Annotated in this window: 23 protein-coding genes; 4 read left to right on the top strand and 19 right to left on the bottom strand. The window is 37.1% G+C overall.

Annotated features, from left to right (window positions below):
- Position 1: 1 nt before the first annotated feature.
- The 6 genes from B1B04_RS13335 to B1B04_RS13360 all read right to left on the bottom strand — a co-directional run bounded on the left by B1B04_RS13335 (position 2) and on the right by B1B04_RS13360 (position 5,702).
- Positions 2-1,006 carry a 3-oxoacyl-ACP synthase gene (locus tag B1B04_RS13335; RefSeq protein WP_079561937.1) on the bottom strand — a complete coding sequence of 335 codons (1,005 nt, stop codon included), beginning with the start codon at positions 1,004-1,006 and terminating at the stop codon, positions 2-4.
- Positions 1,003-2,022: a branched-chain amino acid ABC transporter permease gene (locus B1B04_RS13340; RefSeq protein WP_079561938.1), complete on the bottom strand. Its 1,020-nt coding sequence runs from the start codon at positions 2,020-2,022 to the stop codon at positions 1,003-1,005. Before B1B04_RS13340 ends, B1B04_RS13335 begins: the two co-directional genes overlap by 4 nt.
- Positions 2,019-2,891 carry a branched-chain amino acid ABC transporter permease gene (locus B1B04_RS13345; protein WP_079561939.1) on the bottom strand — a complete coding sequence of 291 codons (873 nt, stop codon included), beginning with the start codon at positions 2,889-2,891 and terminating at the stop codon, positions 2,019-2,021. Before B1B04_RS13345 ends, B1B04_RS13340 begins: the two co-directional genes overlap by 4 nt.
- A gap of 14 nt (positions 2,892-2,905) precedes the next feature.
- Positions 2,906-3,613 carry an ABC transporter ATP-binding protein gene (locus tag B1B04_RS13350; protein ID WP_079561940.1) on the bottom strand — a complete coding sequence of 236 codons (708 nt, stop codon included), beginning with the start codon at positions 3,611-3,613 and terminating at the stop codon, positions 2,906-2,908.
- Complete coding sequence (locus B1B04_RS13355) at positions 3,588-4,364, bottom strand: ABC transporter ATP-binding protein (RefSeq protein WP_079561941.1); 777 nt, start codon at positions 4,362-4,364, stop codon at positions 3,588-3,590. Before B1B04_RS13355 ends, B1B04_RS13350 begins: the two co-directional genes overlap by 26 nt.
- 99 nt (positions 4,365-4,463) lie before the next feature.
- Complete coding sequence (locus B1B04_RS13360) at positions 4,464-5,702, bottom strand: substrate-binding domain-containing protein (RefSeq protein WP_079561942.1); 1,239 nt, start codon at positions 5,700-5,702, stop codon at positions 4,464-4,466.
- A gap of 390 nt (positions 5,703-6,092) precedes the next feature.
- Here B1B04_RS13360 and B1B04_RS13365 point away from each other — a divergent pair, with 390 nt between their 5' ends.
- Positions 6,093-7,082, top strand: coding sequence for an aldo/keto reductase family protein (locus tag B1B04_RS13365; protein WP_079561943.1), 990 nt, complete (start codon positions 6,093-6,095; stop codon positions 7,080-7,082).
- Between the two features lie 36 nt (positions 7,083-7,118).
- On the opposite strand, the gene B1B04_RS13370 is transcribed toward B1B04_RS13365, so the two are convergent.
- From B1B04_RS13370 to B1B04_RS13390, 5 genes are all read right to left on the bottom strand, one after another.
- The gene (locus B1B04_RS13370) at positions 7,119-8,018 is read right to left on the bottom strand and encodes a LysR substrate-binding domain-containing protein (RefSeq protein ID WP_079561944.1); all 900 of its coding nucleotides are present in this window, start codon (positions 8,016-8,018) and stop codon (positions 7,119-7,121) included.
- 211 nt (positions 8,019-8,229) lie between these two features.
- The gene (locus tag B1B04_RS13375; RefSeq protein WP_079561945.1) at positions 8,230-9,048 is read right to left on the bottom strand and encodes an alpha/beta fold hydrolase; all 819 of its coding nucleotides are present in this window, start codon (positions 9,046-9,048) and stop codon (positions 8,230-8,232) included.
- A gap of 204 nt (positions 9,049-9,252) precedes the next feature.
- Positions 9,253-12,444, bottom strand: coding sequence for an AfsR/SARP family transcriptional regulator (locus tag B1B04_RS13380; protein WP_079561946.1), 3,192 nt, complete (start codon positions 12,442-12,444; stop codon positions 9,253-9,255).
- A gap of 267 nt (positions 12,445-12,711) precedes the next feature.
- On the bottom strand, positions 12,712-13,230 hold the full coding sequence (locus B1B04_RS13385; protein WP_240518297.1) for a GrpB family protein: 519 nt from the start codon (positions 13,228-13,230) through the stop codon (positions 12,712-12,714).
- A gap of 314 nt (positions 13,231-13,544) precedes the next feature.
- Positions 13,545-14,525, bottom strand: a complete 981-nt coding sequence (locus tag B1B04_RS13390) for a diaminopimelate dehydrogenase (RefSeq protein WP_079561947.1) — start codon at positions 14,523-14,525, stop codon at positions 13,545-13,547.
- Between the two features lie 409 nt (positions 14,526-14,934).
- On the opposite strand from B1B04_RS13390, the gene B1B04_RS13395 reads away from it, so the two are divergent.
- Entirely contained in the window at positions 14,935-15,222 is a 288-nt protein-coding gene (locus B1B04_RS13395; protein ID WP_079561948.1) for a hypothetical protein, read from the top strand.
- Between the two features lie 9 nt (positions 15,223-15,231).
- Here the strand turns inward: B1B04_RS13395 and yeiL are convergent, their stop codons facing one another.
- Complete coding sequence (gene yeiL, locus B1B04_RS13400; RefSeq protein ID WP_079561949.1) at positions 15,232-15,894, bottom strand: transcriptional regulator YeiL; 663 nt, start codon at positions 15,892-15,894, stop codon at positions 15,232-15,234.
- A gap of 96 nt (positions 15,895-15,990) precedes the next feature.
- Between yeiL and B1B04_RS13405 the strand changes: the two genes are divergently transcribed.
- Positions 15,991-17,142, top strand: a complete 1,152-nt coding sequence (locus B1B04_RS13405) for an MFS transporter (protein ID WP_079561950.1) — start codon at positions 15,991-15,993, stop codon at positions 17,140-17,142.
- Positions 17,143-17,184: 42 nt separating this feature from the next.
- Here B1B04_RS13405 and B1B04_RS13410 read toward each other — a convergent pair whose 3' ends face one another.
- From B1B04_RS13410 to B1B04_RS13445, 6 genes are all read right to left on the bottom strand, one after another.
- A complete protein-coding gene (locus B1B04_RS13410; protein WP_079561951.1) occupies positions 17,185-18,369 on the bottom strand; it encodes an oxalate decarboxylase family bicupin in 1,185 nt (394 codons plus the stop codon).
- A gap of 200 nt (positions 18,370-18,569) precedes the next feature.
- A complete protein-coding gene (locus tag B1B04_RS26200; protein WP_079561952.1) occupies positions 18,570-18,851 on the bottom strand; it encodes a hypothetical protein in 282 nt (93 codons plus the stop codon).
- Between the two features lie 10 nt (positions 18,852-18,861).
- A complete protein-coding gene (locus tag B1B04_RS13420) occupies positions 18,862-19,242 on the bottom strand; it encodes an SHOCT-like domain-containing protein (RefSeq protein ID WP_079561953.1) in 381 nt (126 codons plus the stop codon).
- Positions 19,243-19,255: 13 nt separating this feature from the next.
- Positions 19,256-19,621 (bottom strand): DUF2089 domain-containing protein, encoded by a 366-nt coding sequence (locus tag B1B04_RS13425; protein ID WP_079561954.1) that lies wholly within the window; start codon positions 19,619-19,621, stop codon positions 19,256-19,258.
- Between the two features lie 353 nt (positions 19,622-19,974).
- Positions 19,975-20,721, bottom strand: a complete 747-nt coding sequence (locus B1B04_RS13435; RefSeq protein ID WP_079561956.1) for a hypothetical protein — start codon at positions 20,719-20,721, stop codon at positions 19,975-19,977.
- 464 nt (positions 20,722-21,185) lie between these two features.
- Complete coding sequence (locus B1B04_RS13445; RefSeq protein WP_079561958.1) at positions 21,186-22,607, bottom strand: aminotransferase-like domain-containing protein; 1,422 nt, start codon at positions 22,605-22,607, stop codon at positions 21,186-21,188.
- A gap of 102 nt (positions 22,608-22,709) precedes the next feature.
- Here B1B04_RS13445 and B1B04_RS13450 point away from each other — a divergent pair, with 102 nt between their 5' ends.
- Positions 22,710-23,312: a LysE/ArgO family amino acid transporter gene (locus tag B1B04_RS13450; RefSeq protein WP_079561959.1), complete on the top strand. Its 603-nt coding sequence runs from the start codon at positions 22,710-22,712 to the stop codon at positions 23,310-23,312.
- A 962-nt stretch (positions 23,313-24,274) separates the two neighbouring features.
- Here the strand turns inward: B1B04_RS13450 and B1B04_RS13460 are convergent.
- Positions 24,275-24,754 carry a hypothetical protein gene (locus tag B1B04_RS13460; protein ID WP_079561960.1) on the bottom strand — a complete coding sequence of 160 codons (480 nt, stop codon included), beginning with the start codon at positions 24,752-24,754 and terminating at the stop codon, positions 24,275-24,277.
- Positions 24,755-24,930: the final 176 nt, after the last annotated feature.

Below are 24,930 nucleotides of genomic sequence, written 5' to 3' on the forward strand. Positions count from 1 at the left end.
CTTATCCCCATCGAATCGTAATCGCTCCCCATACGTAGCCAATCCCAGCACTAACAAGTGTGACGATGTCGCCATCATGAATACGGCCTTCTTCTAACGCTAGCTGCAATGATAATATTTGATCAATCTGTCCGATATGACCATACTCTTGCAAGTATATGGATTGCTCTTGCTCTAAGCCGAGTTCACATAAAATATAATTATGAGCAGATCTTTTCATGTGAAGCATCGCTAAATAACCAACATCGCCCTCATTGAATCCACTTTTCGCTAAAGATGTTCGAATTACCTTCAAAAAATTGCTTAAAGATTTTTGCTCTAAACGTTCCTTCATTCCAATTGGGTCAATCACTTCGAGCTGATACAATTTATTTTCTAAATCAGAAGGCGTCAAAGGCTTTTTTGTACCACCGACAGGCACGACTACATCCTCTGAGAAAGAGCCGTCCGTCATAATATCCGCCTCTAATAATTGATTTTTGTCATAGTTTTTCTGTAAAAGAATTGCGCCTCCACCAGCTGCTAAATTGTACATAAAGCGTGTACGAGGATTGCTGTAGTCGATAAAATCAACGTTTCGATAGCCACCAGCTAGGAGTACGGTATGAATGGAATCATCCGACGCCATTAAGCTTTTCGCTAACTTTAGTGCCATAATAGTTGTGCCACATCTTAATTGCACATCAAATGCCCAAGCATTTACTGCCCCTAGCTCCTCCTGCATTTTTATCGAGGCAGTCCACAAAGGATACTCTTTATGCTCCTCTCCCATATACATCACAACATCAATGTCCTTCGGGTCGATATTAGCCTTGCGTATAGCGTCCTGCGCGGCCCATATTCCCATTTGAACCGTATGATCGTGCTCACCAGGAATAGGCTTTTCATAAATACCCAATTTTTGTCGAATAACATCCTCTGGTATATTGGACAGCGTCGCAATTTCTTTTGACGTCATTTTCGTCTGCGGAATATAGATTCCTGTACTTACAATGCCTACAGTCATTCAAATCGCTCCTTTTCCTGCGACAGGGTAACCGATGATTGATTTATTCCTTTTCGCTTTAATCGCCATTTCCAAAACATCATGCGCAAGGATCCAATAATTCCTTTTGGGAAAAAGATAACTGCTAAAATATAAAGGATCCCAAAGAAGATAATCCAACGTTCAAATATTGGATAATCACGAGCTAACCCTGAAAGCGCATGCTGTGCATATTCGATAACAGCCGATCCTAATAATGGTCCAACTAATGTGCCAACACCGCCAATAATCGTCATTAATAATGCATCTAACGTTATGTCCATTGTCATCACACTCGTATTGACAAAACGGAGGGAGATAGCATATAAGGAGCCTGCTAAGCTCGCAACAGTACCTGCGACAATTGAAGCAATCACTTTATAGTACAAAGTGTTGTAGCCTAGTGATTTTGTTCGTTGTTCATTTTCCCGAACAGCAATTAAAATTCGACCAGTTGGCGAGTTCACAAAGCGATATAGCGCAATAAAAATAACGACTAAGCATGCGAGCACGAAGAAATAAAACGTCATTCGATCTCTAAATATTTCAGGTGCTCTAAACGTAAAGCCATCATTTCCGTATGTAACAGAACGCCATTTTTCTGCCACAACTAAAAATAGTCCTGAAAAAGCTAATGTCAGCATCGCAAAGAAATGACTTTTTAATCGAAGTGTCAGTAATCCTACTAAAAAGCTAATGAAGCCTGCTAGTAACATGCCGACTACAATCGATAAGAAAAATGTTGAGAGTGTTGGCTCCATCTGTTTCAGCATGACAGCGGTTGTGTATGCACCTAAACCAAAAAACATTGCATGCCCGAATGACACAATTCCTGTATAGCCAAGGAGAATGTCATAGCTCATCGCTAAAATACCGAAAATAAAGATTTGCGTTAATAAAATCATGAGCGTCCTTGAGTCATTGACGAAAGGGAGAAGCACTAAAATAGCTAACATGAGGAAAAAACATAGATGCTGCAATGGAAGCTTCATTTTCATGTTGATCTCTCCTTTCTCATAGCAAATAAGCCTTGTGGACGGAAAATTAATACAATAGCCATTAAAATCATATTGACCGCAAGCGATAACACTGGCACATAATAAGCCATAAAGCTGCCTGCTAAACCTACTAATATAGCTGCTAATAGCGAGCCTGAAAAACTGCCCATTCCTCCGATTACGACAACGATAAAACCTAATATCGCATACTCCATGCCCATTTCTGCATAGATGACGCCTGAATACGGAGCCATTAACATACCACTAAGAGCTGCAAGTGCTGCACCAACCATAAACACATATAAAAACACTCGCTTAATATGAATACCAAGCGCCTGTGCCATCTCTTTATCCTGTACACCAGCTCGAACGACGAGGCCGACCTTCGTCTTTTTTAGCATGTATTGGAAAATACCGAAAATGATAAAACCGACAACAATAATAAATAATCGATATTTAATAATAATTACGTCTCCAATTTCCCAGCTGCCTGCTAAGTAACTCGGCGTTTTCACGGCCACACCATTTGGACCAAAAACAACTTTAATCATCTCCTGCAGCACGAGCATTAGCCCTAATGTAATTAAAATTTGCTGAATATGATTGCCGTACACAGGTGTTATTATTAATTTTTCAGTAATGAGTCCTAATAAAGCTCCCGTTACGATGGCACCTACAATTCCAATAAGAAAGCTCTCTGTGAACATATACGTAAAGATCCCCGCATAAGCCCCCCAAACAAATAAACCCCCATGTGCAAAGTTCAAAACGTCCATTAATCCAAAAATTAACGTCAGACCAGCCGCCAGCAAAAAGATTAACATGCCAGTTGCAAGGCCATTAATGACTAAATTGACAAGTAGCTCCAATAAAGTACACCCCCTTATCCGATTCCAAGATATTTTCGTTTTAATTCTTCATGATGGATAAGATCTTGCATTTTCCCTGAGTGAACGGTTCTACCATCATCAATCAATGTATACGTATCGCCAATTCGGCTCGCCATCATAAAGTTTTGCTCGACAAGTACGATGGACGTTTGCTTTTTCATTTCAACAATGGCCTCCATTACTTTCTCTACTACAATGGGCGCTAATCCTTTCGAAGGCTCATCAATCAATATCAACTTACTATCATTGATAAATGCCCGTGCCATAGACAGCATTTGTTTTTGACCACCTGAAAGATGCCCACCAGCCTTCTTCCAAAATTTCTTTAAGTCTGGAAACAGCTCCAGTACATAATTTTGCCGCTCTAAAGTAGCTGTATCTTCTTTACGCATGGCTACTTTCATATTTTCCTCTACGGTTAAATCTGCAAAGATTCCTTGGTTTTCAGGAACATAGCCTATTCCTAACTTCGCTACTTTATAAGTCGGGCTTTTCTTAATAGAAATTGAGTTAAATTCTACCTCTCCCTTTGAGGCAGGTGTTAACCCCATAATCGTTTTTAAAGTGGTCGTTTTGCCTGCTCCATTTCTACCGAGCAGTACACTTACTTGCCCTTCCATTGCCTCAAAATTGACCCCCTGCAAAATATGATATTGCCCGATATATGTGTGGACATCATTTAATTTCAGTAACGTGTTCATCGTACAGACCTCCTAAATATGCGTTTTGTACGGTTTCGTTTTTCATAATGTCCTCTGGTGTTCCATCTGCAAGAAGCTGGCCATTAAATAGCACCATAATCGAATCCGACAAATCTAGAATCATATCCATCTTGTGCTCAATGAGGAGAATGGTTTTATCACCTTGATTTTTAATCATGCGAATCACTTCTAAAATCGTCGGCACCTCCTCTAAAGACATGCCTGCCGTTGGTTCATCTAGTAAAAGAATTTCTGTATCAAGTGCTAACAGCATCGCAATCTCAAGCTTTCTCTTTTCCCCATGAGATAGCATTGTCGTGAGGGCATCTCTTTTATTGTCAAGTAAAACAAGTGCTAATAGCTCTTCCGCTTTTTCAGTAATCGCCTTATAGCTTTTATAATGGCGAAATAGTTGGAAACGAACTTTCTCCTTGGATTGCACAGCCAGACGGACATTTTCTAATACTGTCAGGTTCGGGAAAACATTCGTAATTTGAAAAGATCGCCCTAGGCCCATGCGTGTTCTTTCAATTGCTGATTTTTGCGCAAGTGATTGCCCCTTAAAATAGACATCCCCGGCAGTCGGCTTTAACTCTCCACTTATTAAATTAAAGAAGGTTGTTTTTCCAGCTCCATTTGGTCCAATAATTGACTTCAAATGCTTTTCCGGCATATTAAAATTCACATGGTCGACAGCTATGTGTCCGCCAAAACGAATGGTTAAGTTTTCTGTTCGCAAAATGGGTTCCATCGTATTCTCCTTTCTAGTACTTCTAACTCTCTTCACCCATTCTCATATGAAAGTGGGTGAAGAGAGACAGAATAATAACGCTTTCTGTCTCCAATTTCATTAATTCATAACCGGAGGGGCTGTTTCTTCAGGGCTAAGCTCACGAACTAGCACTGGTACCGGATAATCTACACCATCCTGCTTTTCTAAACGGATCGAATACATCGACTGTAATGCTTGATGATCTTCTTTCCGGAAAGTCATCGTACCCTTTGGTGTTTCAAATGACATCCCTTCCATAATGCCAATCAGTTTTTCCGCATCTGTATCACCCTCTGATTTTTTCAAAGCATCTACAATCGAGATGGCTGCAGACATGCCTCCTGGCGTAAATAAATCTGGAACGTCATTGAAGCGTTTTTTATGTTCCTCAACTAACCATTTATTTACATCATTTTGTGGTAACGTGTGATAATAAACAGAGAACCCTTCCATACCAATTAATGGATTCATAAATTTCAATGCAATAATATCTGGTGCACCCGTAGAAATTTTAATGCCTTTTTCTTGAATTTTTAAATCGGCAATTTGATTCCACGGCGAGTTTGCACCAGCCCATACAACAAATAAATAATCTGGTTTTGCATCAATTACTTTTTGCAAATTGGACGTAAAATCAGTAGCTGCCGGATCCGCATATTCCTCTAAAACAATTTCTGCACCTAGCTTTTCCGCAGCCGTCTTAAAGGCTTTAACCCCATCCAAGCCAAAAGAATAATCCGGCGCAAACGTTGCAATCTTAACACCTTTTCCCGCAATCGCTGCCGCTGCAGCATAAGCATCCTGAGAGGAATTTCGGCCTGTACGGAAAATATATTTATTAAATTCTGAGCCCGTAATACTATCCGCTACCGCTGGCTCCACCACCATAATCTTTTCGTACTCTTCCGCGAGTGGTAAAACGGCAAGCGTATCACCTGAGCTAGAAGAACCTACTAAAAAATCAACCTTGTCATCTTCTAATAGCTTCGTCGCTTTTTGAACTGCAACCTCAGGCTTTGTTTCTGTATCTTCATAAACAATTTCTATTTTCTTACCATTAACCTCCATCGTGCCGCCAGTCGCATATTCAATTCCTAAATCAAAGCCATTCTTTGTTTGTTTCCCATACGATTCAAGAGCACCCGTTAATGACGCAAGCACGCCGATTTTAATAGTGCCCCCTTCCTCCGTAGTTCCTTTTGTGTCATCCTCTGCAGCCTTATCGTCAGTTGAACTATCCTTCGTCTCATCCGAATTACAAGCCACCATCAACATCGTCAACATCAATAAAAGCACAAATAACCAATGCTTTTTCATCCCATATCCCCTTTCATAATGAACTAAAAAGAAAGCGCTTTCGTTGCTGTGTAAACACTATATAAAACTCCAGTTACAAATTAGTTACAAGATAGTGTGGTTTTTTCGGGGATGAGGGGTTTATCGAAACAATTTTGAGATTTATCGAGAATTTTTGATTGTTTATCAAGAATTTTTGATTGTTTATCGACCAACTTTATCAATTTATCACCCAACTTTTGAAAAATATCGATATCTAACTTCAAAAGTGTGATGTGCCACTTTTTCTGCAACAACAGCAAAGCAGTTTTATTATATAAATTTCATATTAATTCATAAGTAATAATATATTACCCATATTGAAATCTGGTTTTTATAATGAAGATAGCACTTTCAAAAGGAGGGACTAGAATGGAGTTTAGTAAACTTGGCAATAGCGGATTAACAATAAGCAAGATAGCATACGGAAACTGGATAAATCATGGGGGTAAAGTAGATGAGGATACTGCAAAAGAGTGTGTTAAAGCAGCACTAGATGTCGGTATAACTACATTCGATACTGCTGATGTTTATTCAGAAACTAAAGCTGAAGAAGTACTCGGCAGGTCTTTACAAGGTATACGCCGGGAGAGCATTGAACTATGTACAAAGGTGTCCCATCCGACTGGGAATGGGCAAAACGATAAAGGTTTATCACGAAAACATATTCTAGAAAATTGTAATGCATCTTTGCGTCGATTACAAACTGACTATATAGATGTCTATTATGCACACAGATTTGATCCAACTACTCCTCTTGAAGAAACGATGTTAGCTTTCGCGGATCTTGTAAGACAAGGTAAAGTGCTTTATATCGGTGTAAGTGAGTGGACAGCAGAACAAATCACCCGTGGTGCAGCACTTGCACGGGAATTGAATATTCCGTTCATTGCAAGCCAACCCCAGTATTCAATGTTGTGGAGAGTTATCGAAAGCGATATTATACCAACCTGTCAACGTGAAGGACTTGGGCAAGTAGTATGGTCGCCTTTAGCACAAGGTGTTCTCACTGGAAAATATCTACCCCAAAAACCAGTACCAGCCCAGTCGCGTGCTAATTCTTCGGCTGGCAAACCATTCTTTAATAAGCTTGCACAACGTTGGATGAACGACAATGTACTCACTGCTATTCAGAAGCTTAAACCCATCGCACAAGAGATTGATCTTACCCTCGCTCAACTTGCAGTAGCTTGGGTACTACAAAACCAGAACGTTTCCTCAGCGATTATCGGTGCCTCGAGCCCAGAACAGGTCAGAGAGAACGCGCTCGCTTCTGGTGTCAAACTAGACATTGAAATTATGAATCAGATTGACAAAGTATTAGAAGGTTTCGTTGAGTACGATCCGAGTAAAACAGGTTAATAATATTTTATTACCCATCCCCTTTAGGATGGGCTTTTATTTTTGGTGATTAAATTGCAAAATCGAATACATCTCTCTTACAACTGTTAAGAAATGATTTACTACTGCAGATTTTTCATCTTCTCTCCAACCAACATACAAATTTACCTTTGGTGTAGTCTCTTGGATTTTTTTATAGATAACCCCAGGATGTTTATAACTTTCCACCGACGATGGAACGACAGAAACTCCCATTCCGGTTGCCACTAAATTAACAATCGTTTGCATTTGAATTGCTTCTTGAACAACATTTAAGCTTACACCATGATCCCAAAAGTAGCTAATAATTAAATCATAAAAACTTGGACCCATATGACGTGGAAACAAAATAAATGGTTCATCCATCAACAATCGGAGTGGTATTTCGGGCAATGAGGCGAAAGGATGATCTTGATGTAAAACCAATCTTAAAGATTCTTCTGAACAAACTTCAGAAGAGAGTATTCCGTTGTTCTGTTTAGAACGAATAAATCCAATATGAATTTGTTTCTCATAAAGTGCTTTTAATTGCTGCTCTGTTGTCATTTCACGTAATATAAGATGGATTTTAGGAAAGCGTTCTCGATATTTATTAAGAACTTCTATAACAATTTCTGTGGAATCGACAAAACCAATAATTAAGCTCCCTATTTTCCCTTCAGCTGCGAGTTGTGTTTCTTTTATAGTTCTTTCTAACTGAAGCAGTGTTTGTTGAGATCCTTCTAAAAATATCTTCCCAGCATCCGTAAGCTCAACCATTCTTTTCGTTCGATGAAAAAGTTGAACTCCCAATTCTTCTTCTAATTTACGAATTTCTTGGCTTAAAGGAGGTTGCGCCATCCTAAGACGTTCTGCCGCACGACTAAAATTCAATTCTTCTGCCACCATTATGAAATATCGCATTTTCCTAATATCCATTTGCAACTATCCCTTCTACTAAATTCGATTACTTTAATGCTAATGCTTCTTCTATATTCATTACGCAAATATAATTCGTTCGATGGGAAATTCACCTATATGGAAAAGAAGTGAAAAAATGGACAGAAAGAACCCTTTGAAAATATTGAGTAAGTGAATTAATCAATAGATTTTAAAGATTTCATTCTGTCTCCTACTCACAAAATGTTATTCAATCGTTAATTACCTCTACCCTATCTAACCATTCATACATAAGGCTATTAAACAAATCCGCTTGTTCAATTTGCAAATTATGCCCAGCCTTATCTAAAATTGTGAAAGTTGCTCTTGGGAATTTATCTAAAATCGCAAAAGCGTTCTTATAGCCAACCATGGAATCCTGTTTGCCCAACAAAAATAAGCACGGTTTATCAAATGAAATTTCATCTACAGGAAATGAAAAACGATAGCCTTTTTGGATTTTTTCTAAAAATTCCACATCTGCGTTTCTTTGGCCTGCTAACACTTCATTTGTATAGCGATGACAATTGTATTCATTTAAAACAACAAGATGTGAACTAAAATCCTCTAGTTCCTCTTTCGTTATTGTCGATAAAAATTCTTTATCTGCCGAGACAATACTTTGTTCTGGGACTGTTCGACCTTCTTTATCAGGAATAATCAACGGACAAATAAAAGCAGCCCCTAAAATTTGGTCTTGATACTCCCTCATTATTCCTCTCACTAAATATCCACCATAAGATTCTCCTACCAATAAATACCGTTCGTTTGGTAGTAATGCGTGTATTAGTTCTACAACGGCCTCTAGCATTTCATCTGAGTCATTGATCTTTTCATAGTCTGTCGTCTTGCCCATTCCTGGAAGGTCAATATAAATTCGTTTCCAGCCTTCCCTTTCGGCAAAAACAGGCTCCATACAGCCTTTCATTAATCTATGATCTGGCGAATAGCCATGAAGCATTACGATTGGTGTTCCGGTTCCAATCACTTCATAGTAAATATTCGCTTTACTTACCTTACAAAATGACATAGTAGTACCTCCAATTATTATAAAAATTATTGATTAATGCATATAAATGCTCATCAAAAGTTGTTATGTTTTTTCCTTGTAGGAGCTAGTTGATTTTCGTTCCGACTGGGAAACTCCTCGGACACCCTAGCAAAGCGCCCAGTCGAAACGGAAATCACCTCCATGTCATAGATGCCCCAAAAATAACCAATTACATCATATACACTAGCCGATTATCAAATCATAAACAACCATCGTCGATTCCATCGGTGTTGTATTTAGTTCCCTTTTTAATTGCTGCACACATTTTTCATACCATTTTAATGCAAGGGAGCGGTTTTGTAATTGATAGTAACTATACATTAACAAGCGATAGCCTTCTTCCCATAATGCATCCTCACGAATCATTCTTTCTGCATAAAAAATAGCTTGCTTATAGTTTTGCTGCCTCGTCGCATTTTGTGCTAACCTTTCCAGTACTTCAATATACAAAGATTGAAGTTTTTCTCGATCCTGTATAAGCCAATCTAACTGCTTTTTTTCAGCATAAAGTGTATCCGTATAGCTTGTTTCAGCTAGATACAACCATTCGTTTGACAATTGTGGATCGAACTCCTCCATCCCTAATTCATAAAAATAGAGAAAGCGCTCGACATCAATTTGCAGAAATTGAGTATGCTGCAATTGATACATATTATTTTTACGCTGAATGAAAAAGCTATCTTGACGCGCATTTCTATTAGGCTCAAGAACCTTTAATAACGTATTCAAAACAACTTTAAAACCTCGATCGAGTGAATCAACATTTCGCTCTGGCCATAACGCCTGTGCAATCTCTTCCTTTGGCGTAAAACGATTGCGATGACAATATAAATAGACAAAAAGCTCCTTCGATTTATCGCGCTGCCATTCTTTATCCTCAAGCTTTCGATGATTTCTTGTTAAATTTAAACTTCCTAAAAAATTCACCTGCATTTCCTCATCAGGATAGATGATATTGTTCTCAACCTGAAAATAGCTACGCATCGTTAAAATAGCGGCATTTTCCCCTTCGGACTTTCTACTAAATTGTAAAAGCTCATAAAAGATCATCCCATTCGCTGGACCGAGAATGGTTTTTCTTTGTAAAAAGTAGTCATAGCCATTTGCGATGCATAACTGGGCAAACTGCTGAAAATAATGATTGAATGGTTGCGGTTTATTTTCTTTGAAAGCAATGACAGATTGAAAGAATAGTACATGCATTACACCATTTTGATCACCACAATTGTGAAATAATCGCTGTGCCTTCATTAATAATTGTCCGGCTCGTTCATATTCATGTTGAGAAAGAATGATTTTCACTTCAGCAATTAATATTAGAGCGGTCATCCACGCGTCTTGTACTTGCTCTGTTTCCTGTAAGCCGAGTGCTATATATTTTTTAGCTGAGATAATATCTCCTTGCGCATGTTTGACAATTGCTAGTCCCATGTAAGGTTCGGCTTTTACGCGAGAAATATTAATAGTATTCATTAATGTAAGAGCTTTCTCATAAGCTTGGCAGGCTCCTTGATAATCAGGAAAATCCACTAATAGGTAAGCATGTGCTTTGCGAATATAGCCAACAGCCTCTATAAAAATCGATTTTTCACGTAGTCCCCTACGAATTCCATGTTGAGCGGCATACCATGCATCCTTCCCCAGCCCTAAAAGCGCATAGACAAATGATGCTAGTAGCTCACTCTCTCTATGTGTCGCGACAAGCTGTGGTGGTAATTCCAATCTCTTCGTCAGTAATTCCTTCGCTTCTAATAGCTGTCCTGTTCTTAACAATATTCGAACATCGACATTTGCTCTTTGTAGCACGTCCTCCGTTAAAGCAACCTCATCGGTAAATACTTGTGCGCCTTTCGCCTTCCCTAGATTCACAAGATTTTCTGCATACTGACGTTGTAATTCGAGAAGTTCCTCTTTGTTTAACGGCGTATGATTCGCTAACTCTAAAGCCTTCTTTAAATGTGGCTCTGCCAATGCTGGCTGAATTGTATCGAGATAAATATGTGCTAAACCTGCCTGCGCTTTTGTCATAAACAGATAATCGTTTTTACTTTTTGCGATGTTTGCACAATTTTCATACGACTGCTTTGCTTTTTCATAGTAAGCACGATAGCGGTGGCACTCACCTTCAAAATAATACAATTTATAATATTCGGACTTTTCATTAGCTGTAAATCTGTTTATCTTTTCTAATAACCACTCAAATTGCCCAGCACGGACTAGACTTTCAGCATGATTTTGTAATAGCTCTCCACAAAAATCCTGATCATTCGTTTTAAATGCGTGATGAAGAACGGCTTGAATATTGTTTTGCATTACATAATACAATGCTGCTTGTTTATGCAATGTAATATACTGTGAAGCATTTTGTTGTGGCCACTTTGCCTCTAAAAATCGACTAAACAAGGCATGAAAACGATACAAACCATCCTTCGTGATAGGTTGAATAAATAAATGTCGCTGGACAAACAGTTTTAACACTTGTGCAATTTCCGTACTATAAAATTGCGATATTAACTCCTCTGAGAAAGTGGGGAAAATCGCCAGCTTTAATAATACCTCTTGCTCAAATGCAGACATCTTAAGATAAACTTCCTCCGATAAATAGGTGAAAAGATCATTTGTAGAAATATTTAGCCAATGAGCTAATGTCTCATCGTTCCATTGCTCGGCTAATAAAGAAATACTAATTGCCCAGCCCTCTGTAATTTCCACAACCTTCGCTATTTCAACCTCTGTTAAATGCACCTCTGCATAATCCTCGAAAAAAACAGCGATCTCCTCTGAGGAAAATGCTAATTCTTTTTCTGCAATTACAAGTAATTTCTTTTGTAGTTTTAATCTCCTCGTAATATCCCAATTCGGCATCGTTCTAGAGGCAATGATAAAGTGAACATTCGGTGGTGAAAACTCAATTATTTTTTCCATCACATAATTTATATGAAATTCATGGTCAACGAGATGGTAGTCATCGATGACAATTAATATTGCTTCTTCGATTTCACATAAACTATTGACAAACAGCTTAAACCAACGATTAAGTTCTTCAATTTTTGGAAAACGGGATAATTGATTCCAAGCATCGAATTCTTGGCCGAAGCCCGGAACAATTCGTGTGATACTAAAAAATAAATGCCTTAAAAACGGCAATATATTATCATCTTCCTCCGACACACTATACCAGGAAAATTTGCTTGATTGTGCATGTAGAAATTGTGTAAGGATTGTTGTTTTGCCATACCCAGCACCACTATGAATAAGCGTGCAACTATGGTCTAGACTCTTATTTAATGTTCTCATTAATGTAGCTCTACTAATACAATGATTAGACGGACTCGGTGAAATACATTTTGATTGAATAATAATGTCTGTCGTCATTTAGTGATAACCTCCCCATTCAACTGGTTATGTAAGGTTACAAGTCTTCAGAGTTAAAATCTTTTATGAGTTCATCATAATATCGCGGGGCTGATCTTATGAAATCTTTACATTTATATATCAAATAAAAGCGAAAACTCACGTATCGCAATTGTTGCTGAGACAAACCACGGGTGGAGTTTTCGCTTGGTACTTCAAGTTTATCAAATTGATTTTACCGTTACCAACTTTTTTCAAGTTTCCTTACTATCCGATGAATAATCAAAATTATTTATCGTATCTCTTAAACTCAGGAGTTTCCATTAATCTTTGGAAAAAGATATCTTTAGCTTCCCTATAGGCATCCATTGATTTAGCTTCGTACTCTTTCTTCAATTTATCATATGCATCGCGATATTCATTATTTGCCAATAAAACGTCTCTAAATTTCCAAAAGAAATCAAACTCAGAATCAATTACAGTTAATTGAACCCCTAAAGGAGGATTAGTTGTATCATCTTTAAATGCCCTAAATGTAGCTGTTTTAACACTTTCATCATTTCTTTCATATAAATTTGATAGTAGTTCTATGGCATTCGAAAATTGTTCAGCATTAACACGTACTTGGATATCTAAATCACCTTTAGTAATGCTATTAGGAATTGCTGAACTACCAACATGTTGAATATCAGCCTCTGGTAGCAATTCTTGTATTTTATTTGCGTGAATCAAAAATGATTTCTCAGCATTTTTATGAAATAGTTCACTATTAAAAAAATTCACTTTTTCTATTTGAAACTCCCCCAATCTATCCTTTTTTACAAAGCAGCAACGTTACAATGTAAAACTACTTAAGTAGATTTTAATAACCTAATTTTATTATAAGCACAAAAAGTATTTATTTTACAATAAATACAATTAATAAAGTCCAATGATTTTATTTCGATATGCTCCCTTTACGGAAAGTTAGCATTTGTGTAGTCGTTAATTTCGTCATCCCCAGCTTTTGATGGTGCTTTCATTTATAGTTTAGCTATATAGTGATTTAACAAAATGAATTGCTAAATTCGAAAAACCCGATTATCAACTAAATGATAATCGGGTAGTTTAATAGGTTAAAATTATAAAAGTTCCTTACGTAATTCAGCAGCTGATTTTGGTGATAACAGACCGAATGGGATATCGAATACTGTTTTAGCACCTTTGTCTCCAGCTTGGTTTAGACGATGTGCTGCACGAGCAAATGCTACTAAAACACTAGATGTGAAGTTTGGATTACTTTCAAGTTTTAATGAGAATTCAAGAATTTGTTTTTCGTTAGCTCCGCTTTCTCCACTACGAATAACGAATCCACCGTGTGGCATGCCTGTGTGGTTTGCTTTAAATTCCTCTTCAGAAATAAAGTTTACAATTGTGTCATACTCATCAAAATAGTTCGGCATCGTCACGATTTCTTGCTCAACTTTCGCCCCATCTGCACCTTCTTCAAGAACTACCCAACATTCACGTGCATGCTTTTCACGCGTTGTCAGCTCAGGATTTTCACCGTTACGAACACGGTCTACTGCCTCTTGAATTGGTAATGTGTATTGTACCGCATTTTTAACACCTTCAATACGACGCACAGCATCTGAGTGACCTTGACTTAAACCGTCTCCCCAGAATGTATAAGTTGTGCCTACTGGTAGAACTGTCTCCCCTAGTATACGATTTAATGAGAATAAACCTGGATCCCAGCCAACTGAAATGACGGATACTTTACCAGACTCTTGTGCCGCTGCGTCTACAGCCTCGAAAAACTCAGGAATTTTCGCATGAGTATCAAAGCTATCAATTGTATTAAACCATTGTGCAAAGTGTGGTCCTTGCTCAGGTAAATCTGTTGCTGAGCCACCACATAAAATCATTACATCAATGTCATTTTGGAATTTTTCAGCATCATCTACTAAATATACGTTAGCATTACTCGCAATGTTTACAGTTGATGGATCGCGACGTGTGAATACCGCTACTAACTCCATATCTGGATTTTGTGAAATAGCATACTCTACACCACGTCCTAAATTTCCATAACCTACAATACCTACTCGAATTGCACTCATTAAAAATTCCTCCTCACGATTACGTGACTATGTGAAGTCCTTCACGTTAACTCTACTTACAATAATACGTTGTGTTAGGAAAATTCACAATAGTTTGAGTACGAGTTTTTCTCTTAAAATCATACAAGTTTTCTATGATTTCTATTCGTAAATGGCATGAATACGGTTACATATTTAACTTCTTTCAGCGGATATACAAACATCCGCTGAAAGAAGTTAATGCCTCCGGCGGATGTCACGGAAATCGGAAAGGAGTTCTTTGTGCAAGCACAAAGCCGATTCCGGACGCAATTATGCCGAGGCATAATTGATTAACTAACCTTTAAGTTTTAGTTAAAGCCTTGTAAATGAAGACTTTTTCCACCGCATGTCTTGTACAATAAAACTAACGACAAAGGGGGCATGTTGAATGAAAGGTAATTGTTATTCGCCAAGCACAACATTGGAACAAGGAGAATTACTTACTCGTCCATTCCGAAATGCACAAAAATCTGCTAAAGCTCACATTGAAACTGAGGTAAAGCACAAAAAGATCCCACACCTCACACACCAATGTTTAGGGGTTATACCTTTTGGCGTTACGGAAGAAACCCTAGATATCTCCCTACAAAACCAAAGAGTCAATGAGGCTTACTTTTACCATAGCGGGAAGGAGATAGCACGCTGGTTAGTTAAAAAAAGTGAATACAATAAGTAATAGCACTCCTCACTGTATTTCCTGAGCCAATTCGGAAAGACGCTCTTCATTAATAATGTAATAGCCATTCTTTTTCTTCTCTAAAATTTTTTCTTCGCAAAATTGTGCAAGTACATATAATAAATGTCGATAGGAAACCCCTAAATATTCACAGATTTCAGTATGCTTTTCTTTATAGACTCCTTGATCTGACGAAAATTGAATAAATGCAGCAAGTCGATTTTCAAGTGGAAATGCTTGATTTTGTGTATATTTTGACGTCATTTTGAACGCCTTTTCCCCTAAAAACACACAAAGTTTACGTAAAAATAGTACATCCGTGAGTAATTTTTCTTTACAGGACTGTTTAATCGAAAAACAAATCGTCTCGGTTACTGTCTGAATCCCCTTCGTATATCTTGCCTCATTAAGTAACTCAATTTCCCCCATAAAAAGTGGTGCCTTCAAGTAATCGATAAGCGAGACTTTGCCATTTTTGTGTGTCATGTATAGCTTCGCCTTTCCCTCGATCATGTAGTATAGCGTATTTGGAAATGACCCTTCTTGAAAAATCCATTCACCCTTATCAAACTTACATATTTCTAAAAATGGATCAATTTCAAAAGAAAAAAAATCATCTATTGGATATTTATCGAGATAGTATGAACGTTCCTCAGCTGTCAGTATATGCATTTTTACTCTCTCCTTCGAAAAAATGTGAGATATCTCACATTATTGTATCGATGAACGTGCTATTATTCAACATAGTTAATGGAGGTACGTAATTTTATGAACAATCAACGATGGCTTTCTCAAAATTTCTTTGCATTTTTCTTTACATGGGGTATTTTCTTACCTTACTGGACTGGTTGGCTTGTTGATGCCAAACATCTTACAGTTTCACAGGCTAGCGTCGTAATGGGCTGTGGGCTTTTAGCACGAGCAATCTCAAATTTATTTTTCTTCCCGATGCTTGCAAAATATGTGAATAATAAACGACTCACTAGTATTCTAGCAATAGGTGCCCTACTCACAACTTTACTTTACATACCAAGCACGAGCTTTATCTCGCTTCTTATCGTTACCCTTATATTTAGTGTTTTCTATCCAGCACTGCTTCCTGCCGTTGAAAGTAGTGCGGCAACACTCGTACAGAATGGAAATGTCCACTATGGTAAAAGCCGCTCCTATGGTTCCCTTGGCTTTGTCATTGCAGTATTAATCATTAGCATGCTGACAGGTGCATTTGGCAATGACATTATCTTTTGGAGTATGGTGGTCGGCCTGATCGGTATGCTGTTGATGCAGCAAATGGCTACACCACAAGAGCTACTCATTGTACCGACGAAAGAACAACGTGCAAAATCGTTGTCGATGAAAACATTATGGACTATTAAAGGCTTCCCTATTGTTTTATTAGTCGTTATTCTGTTGCAAGGCGCACACGCTTCTTATTACAGCTACGGCTATATATATTTAGGGGATTTACATGTCGACCCATTCTACATGGGGATGATTATAAACATCGCCGTTATGTGCGAAATCTTATACTTTATGAAGGCTGATACACTATTTAAAAAATGGCGATCATCTTCTTTATTACTTTTAGCAGCAAGTGGTTCATCTTTACGTTGGTTACTTATTTACTTATTCCCGAATGTTTGGGTATTTATCGCTTCTCAAACATTACATGCATTATCTTTTGCTCTTGCGCATTACGCTTTTATCAGCTATTTAACAAAAACATTGCCAAAGGAGCAAATTCCAAATGCACAAGGCATCTACTCTGCATTAGCAATGGGATTAAGTACAGCTATCCTTACATTTTTAGGCGGATATTTATACGAAATTTCTCCTGGACTATCATTTGCAGCAATGCTTATTTGTACGGTTCCAGCAATCGGTATACTGCTTACTACTAGAAATAAATATCAATATTAAAATAAGCAGGTGAGAAAAAATCTCACCTGCTTTTCTATATGCTTACTTTGGATAATATGAAAACCCAGGATATTTCACGACTGGCCACTTTTCCTTCCTTAATACATGTAGAAGTTCAGGACCAATATTTAAATTACTTTGTACTAGCTCAGATGGAGTAAGAGCCATCCATTGATTTAACGAAACATCCTGAAATCTATCACTTTTAAACATTTCAAGGAACCATAACGTCTCCGTACCGGTATTCTCAAGATAGTGACCATTTGCAAACGGCACATATCCAACATCACCTGCACGATAATCAAATGTTCTAGCCACACCATTTGCTGCAAACACTGTCATGCGCCCTTTTCCTTGTAAATAATATTGCCATTCATCATTATTCGGGTGCCAATGCAACTCTCTCATTGCACCGGGCTTAATCTCGACAAGGGCTGCTGCGATATTTTTAGAAATAGGAAAATTAGTGGAGTCTACAATTCTGACACTACCTCCAGGAGTTTTAATAGGCGTTTGAGCAAGCAGACGATGCTTGAAAGTTTGAGGGACTGTACCATATGGCGATTGTACTTTTTGTGTGTCTAGTGATCCTGGAACTTTATCTTGATAAATATAGACCTGTTCTTTCGGGATATGTTGAAAAGCGCTCTTTGGAACACCAAAATTAGAGGACAGCACATCTTTAGGCGTATGAGCAAACCAATCAGAAATTGAAAATGTACTAAGATCTGAGAAATGCCCATCGTCAAATACTAGTAAAAATTCACAGCCATCTTCAAGACCCTGTATGGAATGAGGAATACCTGGTGGGAAATACCATAAGTCCCCCGGTCCTACATCGGCAATAAAATTACGTCCATTTTGATCGACCGCAGTAATGCGTGCATGACCAAGAAGCATATACGACCATTCCGCCTGTTGATGCCAATGCAACTCACGAACCCCGCCAGGTGTCAGACTCATATTAACACCTGCCAATGTCGTAGCAATTGGGAGATCACGAACAGTAATTTCTCGAGACCAACCACCATGCTTTAAAACCATATGCGTATCAGAAAAAGAGAATTTTAAATTTGGTACAAGCCCAGCGTCTGTTTTAGGAGGGACAAGCAAATCAGGATTTTCCAAATCCCTCATAACATCTCTCGGCCCTTTATCCACCCCACCTGCACCATCTTTCCGAATAGGCTGTGGAACATAAGAATAGCCCTCTGGTATGTTCTCCAATGGTTCACCTCTTCATAAATAATCATTATTTAAATATGTATGATTCTTTACTAGAATTATTCTTTTATCAAAAGGTTTTGCGATTCTAGTACATATTTAACCCCGTCCTAGATTAAAGAACGGGGTTACGTACTTGAGCTATAATAGTTTTTTTCAATCAAGAAATTAGGCTTTTTCTTAAAAATGCTAGTAATCATCAATTATAGTCTAACTTTAACCTCTGTGCCGTCCTTAGCTTTGACATCCACTATCACGATTCCCTTATAATTTTTCAGTTCCTTGACGATCGGCTTTAGCGTGTTTTTATCTATTATTGGAAAAGTAAAGTCTATTTTTTTTCTTTCGAAAGGCTCTTTTGTCCATTTGTTTAAATTTCGTTGCAAAAGTTTCGAGGACAAAATTGAAATAACAATGTTTAACATAGCATATGGCATTGGGATATTAAGCCGAAAGCCTTTTGTTTTCACTTTTACATGCATCATAAGCAAATCACTACTCAATGATGACCGAAACGGTATCCCCGTTTGCCGATTTAATATCAACAATTTGGCCATCTAATTCGTTTTCAATTGCTTCAATAATAAGGTTTATATCAATATCTTTAACGTATTTTTCCGCTTGAGGAACACTCGCTGCGATACTGTGTCCAGCCAGTAATACTACCTTGACAAGTTTTATAGGTAAATTAACCATGACGTTATCATTTTCGGCTGATACAACACGGACTTTTAAAGTTTTATCTAAATATTTAGTCGGCTTATCATTACTTGTTTCTTCTTTTTCCTTTAATACTTGAATCAGTTCTGATCCTTGTTCTGCATCAATCTTTCCTTCTTGAACCATTGTTAATACTCTTGCAATTTCCTCTTTCATGATAAATTCCTCCCTATTCTTCTTTTAAAAGCTTAATAGCTTCTTCTGGTGTAATCTCGCCATTTTCCAGCATAGTGACAACTTTTCTCTCGTCTACTTCATTTTTCTTCTTTTGCTCATATCCAAGAGATGAGATAATGTCTGTTAGCTTGCCTCGAACCGTTGGATACGAAATCCCCAGTTCCTTTTCCACTTCTTTGATATTCCCTCTGCAAGTTAAAAATACTTCTACAAAATGAAGCTGATCCTTTGATAAAGATGCCAACTTAGATAATTCAAACTCATTTTCAATCGTTGTGTGACAATGAGAGCACTGCAACTTAGTAATTTTCAATGTCTTACTGCAAACAGGACAATTTGTGATAACTTGATAAGCCATAGTGAAATCCCTTCCTTCTAGTTGATTTGATTATACAACAAGGAATTAAAAATGCAAGTGATTAAAATTAAACTTTTTAATTAAAAAAATAAATATTATTAATTCTTTGTTTAAAATCATTAATTCTTCATTTTCGCTTTTAATGTGAATTAACTTATGACTATATATTTTAATCCCGTCCAGCATTAGGCCAACAAATGGCTTTTGTGTAAAGAGAAGCGGCCGCGGCGGATGTTTAGACGCCAGCAAATATTCCAACATTTGATTGTTCACCTCAATAATGTTTTTCGAAAATAAAAAAAGAACACAATAAGATGTGTTCTTAAAGTACATTATTTATTATGAAATGCAGATTATTTAATGCCTCCATCAAAAGGCCAAAATAAAATATTTATACCATTCTTTGTACCGATATAAAGATAAGCTTCTTTGTTAATGCCGTCTCCATCTATTACTACATAATATTGACCAGCTTTGTAAGCATATACATAGCTATTACCATTTATCTTTTCTGCTACAGGCTTACCGAAATATTTCTGTAGTTTTTCAGTTAGCTCTTTTTTCGAGCCCGTTATCATTGTATTTTTGCCTATAGCATTAACTGCTTCCGTTCCTTCAAGCTTATTTTTAGGAGGGAAAGCGTATGATGCCTTAAGTGTCATATAGAAAGGAATTTCGCCATACTCAAGCGTACCTTTATTATTGGCTTTTAAAGATTTATAGTTCATGCCTATATTCCCTGGCACCCATTTTAATTGCCCCTTCTTCGCTAGGTTGGCAAATTCCTGATCGATATAATCTATCTCTATCATCTCTCCATCTTTAGTAAGTTGATAGTATTTTGTATCGAATAAGCCAGTAAATCTATCGCCCATAGCTACGTAGTCTTCATTATACCTCTCAATACCTATTTCAATAATACTAGGCGAAAGGAATTCGGCGTTGATACCTACACCATTATCAATCTCTTTCTCTAAGAAAATTTCTCCATTTGGGCGAACGCCCACTAATTCAAGACTGTCACCACCACGCCCAGAATCTTTATAATACATAAATGTATCTTTATTTCCAGTGACAGTGAACTGCATTTCTCCTTCCATAAATGGGCCACCGAAAGAATATACTTCATTCTTTCCTTTTAAGATTACTGGAACGCATAAGTTTTTTTCACTCCAATTGTCAATCCGTTAGACAGTTCATATGGGAAATTTTTGTTCTTACAAAATTCTGGATTTGATACTCTATGTATTTTAGAGACTTTTTCATTAGTCGCATCGGTGGACAGACTATTGAATGTGACAGTAGCCACTAGAAAAAAAATAAGTAAAAAAATAATTTTAGTTAGATTCCTCAAAGCGTTTCTCCTTATTTTATATTTAGTCTTGCAAGACTATTTTAGTACACAAGTATGGTAAATTCTACATTAAATACATATATTTTTCTTATTTTTATATATCGTCGACATAATTTGCTGAAACAAATCAAACATACCGATACTTAAAAGAAATCACCCATTGTATGTAATCCTGTATACAATGGGTGATTTCTTTAAGTTTATACATTTCTACTTTTTTGTAATCTCAAATAGGATATTTAATCCTTTTTCCAACTCTTCCTCTGTCGCATAAGCATATGATAATCGAATATGTTGAGCATCTTGCGGATCGTAAATATAACCGGGATTAATGAGTACTTCGCGCTGCAATAGCTTGGTAAACAACTCTTTATCAACAATGGGCTCATGAAACTTTAGCCAAATATAAAAGCCACCTTTTGGCTTATTCCACTCTGCAATATCATAAAATTTTTCTTGTAAAATAGTCTCTACATAATCTGCTCTTTGCTGTAATTTTTGGCGTAAGTCGACGATATGCTTTTCATACTTTCCGGACTGTAGCCAATGCAGCACAATTTCCTGCGAGATGGCGCTTGAACCGTAATCCGTTTGCATTTTTATATCCGCTAACCGCTCTATAACAGTTGTTGGACCAATTAACCAACCAATTCTAAGTCCAGGGCTTAATGTTTTCGAAACACTTCCAATGTAAAGGACTTGCCCGTTATCATCCATAGATTTAATTGGGGGCGTTGCCGCTTCAAAGAGCAATTCGTGATAGACGTCATCCTCAATAATAGGAATTCGAGATTGTTGACATGCTTCATAAAGCTGCTTTTTTTCATGCGTAGTCCACACCCCTCCAGTCGGATTGTTTAATGTAGGAACAGCATAAAATACAGCCTGCCTTTTTCTTTTTCGTTGAGCTAAAGTTTGTACAAGCTGTTCATCTCGATGGATAGCCAACATTTGCATACCTACAGACTGGAATGGATGCACTGAATTTAAATAAGATGTTTGTTCTTGAAATACGATAGACCCCTGTTCTAGTAGTCCAACTGCAATGAGCTGTAAAGCCTGTAGTGCACCGGAGACAATGCACACATTTCTGGGGTTTGCATGAATGCCCCTTTTTATCACGTATTCGCAAATCGCTTCTCGAAGTTCATCGCTACCTTGTGGTGATGAATAACCTAAAGCTTTCGGTTGCAAAGAGAGCTCTTTCAATGACGCTTCAATTTCAGCTGTCGGTAATAAACTTGGTGCTAGCTCCCCAGTACCTAATCGAATGACATCATCGCGCTGCTCGTATTCATTGATTAATTGAATGGTATGATAATTTGGCTTATGTAAGCTTGTGTCAATAAAGGATTGCCAATTTGGCTGTGATTGTGTAATTAAGGAATGCCAAGAATTATGAGCTACAAATATACCTGAGCCTACTTTCGATTCCAATATTCCTGCTGCTTTTAATTCCTCTAACGCCTGCTGAACAGTACTCCGGTTTACCCCAAACTGTATCGCTAGCTGTCTTTGTGTTGGTAGCTTTGTCCCTGCCACCCAATCGCCCCGTTCGATATGCTCAATAACCCATGTCACAATTTGTTGCTGTAATGTCATTTCACCCCGTCTATTTGGCTGCCAGTTCATTCGTATCACCCCTCGAAATTGGGTGGATAAAAAACCATCCAATTGGTCGTTTTCTTTTAGTTATAACACATCTAGAATAGTTAGTGAAAGGAGGGAATGTTATTGGAAGCATTTCTTCATGGAATGATTTTAGCGTTTGGACTTATTTTGCCTTTAGGCGTACAAAATGTCTTTGTCTTTTCTCAAGGTGCAACACAGCCTCGTTTAGTTCGGGCCTTACCAGCCAGTATAACAGCCGCAATTTGTGATACACTTCTAATCCTACTTGCAGTATTTGGTTTATCATTAATCGTATTGCAATTTGAATGGTTACGGATCGCCTTAATGACTGTTGGTATACTTTTTTTACTTTATATGGGCTATACAATTTGGCGTTCGAATCCAGCAACTGCCGATAACAATGAAGCACTACCTATAAAAAAGCAAATTTTATTCGCACTATCTGTTTCGCTCTTAAATCCACATGCCATTTTAGATACAATAGGTGTTATTGGTACAAGTGCTTTAAAATATAGCGGCACAGAGCAAATATTGTTCACGGCAGCTTGTGTTTTGATTTCTTGGTTATGGTTTTTAGGTCTTATCATTGCCGGAGCATCGTTGAAAAGACTTGATAGCTCTGGGAAGCTTATGAATATTTTCAATAAATGCTCAGCGATTTTTATTTGGGCAACCGCTCTCTATCTTTTTAGTGGAATACTGTAACCTATGCACAAAAACACTCAAGATACTGGTTATTATTAAGATCAAGAGTTAAAGAAATGCAGTTAATTTTTATGGATCCTATATTTAATGTACAACATAATAATATGCAATTTTTAAGCTGAACTAATTTTTGATATTAGTTCAGCTTTTGTTTGTTTTACACTTAATAAAGTTTGCACCACTCTGCTAAGCCATCGAAGTTATAGATATATTTTTCGGAATATTTTATTTACATTCACTTGATTTTATAGGATAATGCAATGAATTGGTATAAATTGTTATATTATGAAAGTTAGGTGAAGTTATTTGTTTAATAATTTAGGTATGTCTTTTTTATGGATGTTGCTTGCTTATTCAGTCGCAACTTTAGTAGTTTTTATACATATGTTAATCACCAATAAATTTTTTGGTGTTCAAAATATGCGAAACAGGCAGGTACAACTTTTTTAAAATCACCCGTTTATGTTAAGTCTAGACCCTATCAGGTTCTTTACAATGTTTTAATATTTCCAATTTTCCTTTGGTTATATAGTAAAGGAATTGATACGGATCATGTAAAAGAATTTATGCTTTATACCGTTATCCAATGGACAACACTTTCAATAATAATTGACTATATTAGTTGGGTTTTAATTCCCCATAAATTTAGGTTAACACATAAAGAATTTTATATTGATTATCAACCTTATATTACTTTAATTTATGTTGCAATTTTTGTTAGTCATTATATAGTTGGATTTTTCATCTCGTAAATTTTGTAGGATTCATAAACCTCTCCCTCTTTACGAGGGTCAAATTCAAGTGAATTAAAAGGTCTATAATCTCAGGTGGGAGCTTGTCACTAGCAAAAATAATTAGTACAACAGTCACACCTAGGAACCGCCTTTTTATCTGGTCCTTAATATCACCTTCACATACATATTTTTCTTATTTCAATATCTTTTCCAGCGACTGCTCTATGTTCAAGAAGAACTTCTATTAAGTGGTAATGTTGCACCAATCAACTCGTCTTCCTGATTAAGATAATCCAAAACACTCTGTATATCCTCCACATTATAACTTTTGACAACTATCATATGCTTTATATGGAGTCCTTTTGGATAAATGTTTGATTGTTGTAAACAGTTTTTTAACCGTTCTGGAGTATAAAGAATACACCATCTCTCACTCCCGTCACTCATTTTCAAACTTACTTCTATCCAATTTGTCTCATTAGGGTCATTTGATACTTCGTCATCAAACGTCCAGCTTATTAAATCTACGAGATCCTCACTATTCACATTAAAGTGGAATAATGAAAACCATCTTAGTCGTCCATTGTCACATTTAATACGAACCATTTCTTTATCCTGTTTCATATCAATCACTTTGTATAATTTACCTCTTGTTAATTCATCAGAGTATACACCTGAGGTACGACAAATCAAATTCTTGTTTTTCATAAAACCTCCAAATTTAGCGAAATTTAAATCTTACAATTAATTTTACTACGATTAACCAACCTACTTCAGTAGTACAATAAGAAAAACATACTAAGATTAGTAGTGCAGACCAAGGCATTGGTTCGTACTACTATTTTTTTATATAGTAGAGGTGAAGAATAGGTCGGGCAGCTCTT

It is taken from the genome of Lysinibacillus sp. KCTC 33748 (genome assembly GCF_002237755.1).
GTDB lineage: Bacteria > Bacillota > Bacilli > Bacillales_A > Planococcaceae > Lysinibacillus.

Excerpts from the sequence above, each read along its gene's own strand:
- B1B04_RS13375 (WP_079561945.1), bottom strand. The coding sequence starts at position 9,048 with ATGTCATTTTGTAAGGTAAGTAAAGCGAATATTTACTATGAAGTGATT.
- B1B04_RS13340 (WP_079561938.1), bottom strand. The coding sequence starts at position 2,022 with ATGAAAATGAAGCTTCCATTGCAGCATCTATGTTTTTTCCTCATGTTA.
- B1B04_RS13405 (WP_079561950.1), top strand. The coding sequence starts at position 15,991 with ATGAACAATCAACGATGGCTTTCTCAAAATTTCTTTGCATTTTTCTTT.
- yeiL (WP_079561949.1), bottom strand. The coding sequence starts at position 15,894 with ATGCATATACTGACAGCTGAGGAACGTTCATACTATCTCGATAAATAT.
- B1B04_RS13365 (WP_079561943.1), top strand. The coding sequence starts at position 6,093 with ATGGAGTTTAGTAAACTTGGCAATAGCGGATTAACAATAAGCAAGATA.
- B1B04_RS13435 (WP_079561956.1), bottom strand. The coding sequence starts at position 20,721 with ATGGAAGGAGAAATGCAGTTCACTGTCACTGGAAATAAAGATACATTT.
- B1B04_RS13370 (WP_079561944.1), bottom strand. The coding sequence starts at position 8,018 with ATGGATATTAGGAAAATGCGATATTTCATAATGGTGGCAGAAGAATTG.
- B1B04_RS13360 (WP_079561942.1), bottom strand. The coding sequence starts at position 5,702 with ATGAAAAAGCATTGGTTATTTGTGCTTTTATTGATGTTGACGATGTTG.
- B1B04_RS13350 (WP_079561940.1), bottom strand. The coding sequence starts at position 3,613 with ATGAACACGTTACTGAAATTAAATGATGTCCACACATATATCGGGCAA.
- B1B04_RS13425 (WP_079561954.1), bottom strand. The coding sequence starts at position 19,621 with ATGGCTTATCAAGTTATCACAAATTGTCCTGTTTGCAGTAAGACATTG.
- B1B04_RS26200 (WP_079561952.1), bottom strand. The coding sequence starts at position 18,851 with ATGATGCATGTAAAAGTGAAAACAAAAGGCTTTCGGCTTAATATCCCA.
- B1B04_RS13395 (WP_079561948.1), top strand. The coding sequence starts at position 14,935 with ATGAAAGGTAATTGTTATTCGCCAAGCACAACATTGGAACAAGGAGAA.
- B1B04_RS13335 (WP_079561937.1), bottom strand. The coding sequence starts at position 1,006 with ATGACTGTAGGCATTGTAAGTACAGGAATCTATATTCCGCAGACGAAA.
- B1B04_RS13355 (WP_079561941.1), bottom strand. The coding sequence starts at position 4,364 with ATGGAACCCATTTTGCGAACAGAAAACTTAACCATTCGTTTTGGCGGA.
- B1B04_RS13460 (WP_079561960.1), bottom strand. The coding sequence starts at position 24,754 with ATGAAAAACAAGAATTTGATTTGTCGTACCTCAGGTGTATACTCTGAT.
- B1B04_RS13390 (WP_079561947.1), bottom strand. The coding sequence starts at position 14,525 with ATGAGTGCAATTCGAGTAGGTATTGTAGGTTATGGAAATTTAGGACGT.
- B1B04_RS13380 (WP_079561946.1), bottom strand. The coding sequence starts at position 12,444 with ATGACGACAGACATTATTATTCAATCAAAATGTATTTCACCGAGTCCG.
- B1B04_RS13445 (WP_079561958.1), bottom strand. The coding sequence starts at position 22,607 with ATGAACTGGCAGCCAAATAGACGGGGTGAAATGACATTACAGCAACAA.
- B1B04_RS13420 (WP_079561953.1), bottom strand. The coding sequence starts at position 19,242 with ATGAAAGAGGAAATTGCAAGAGTATTAACAATGGTTCAAGAAGGAAAG.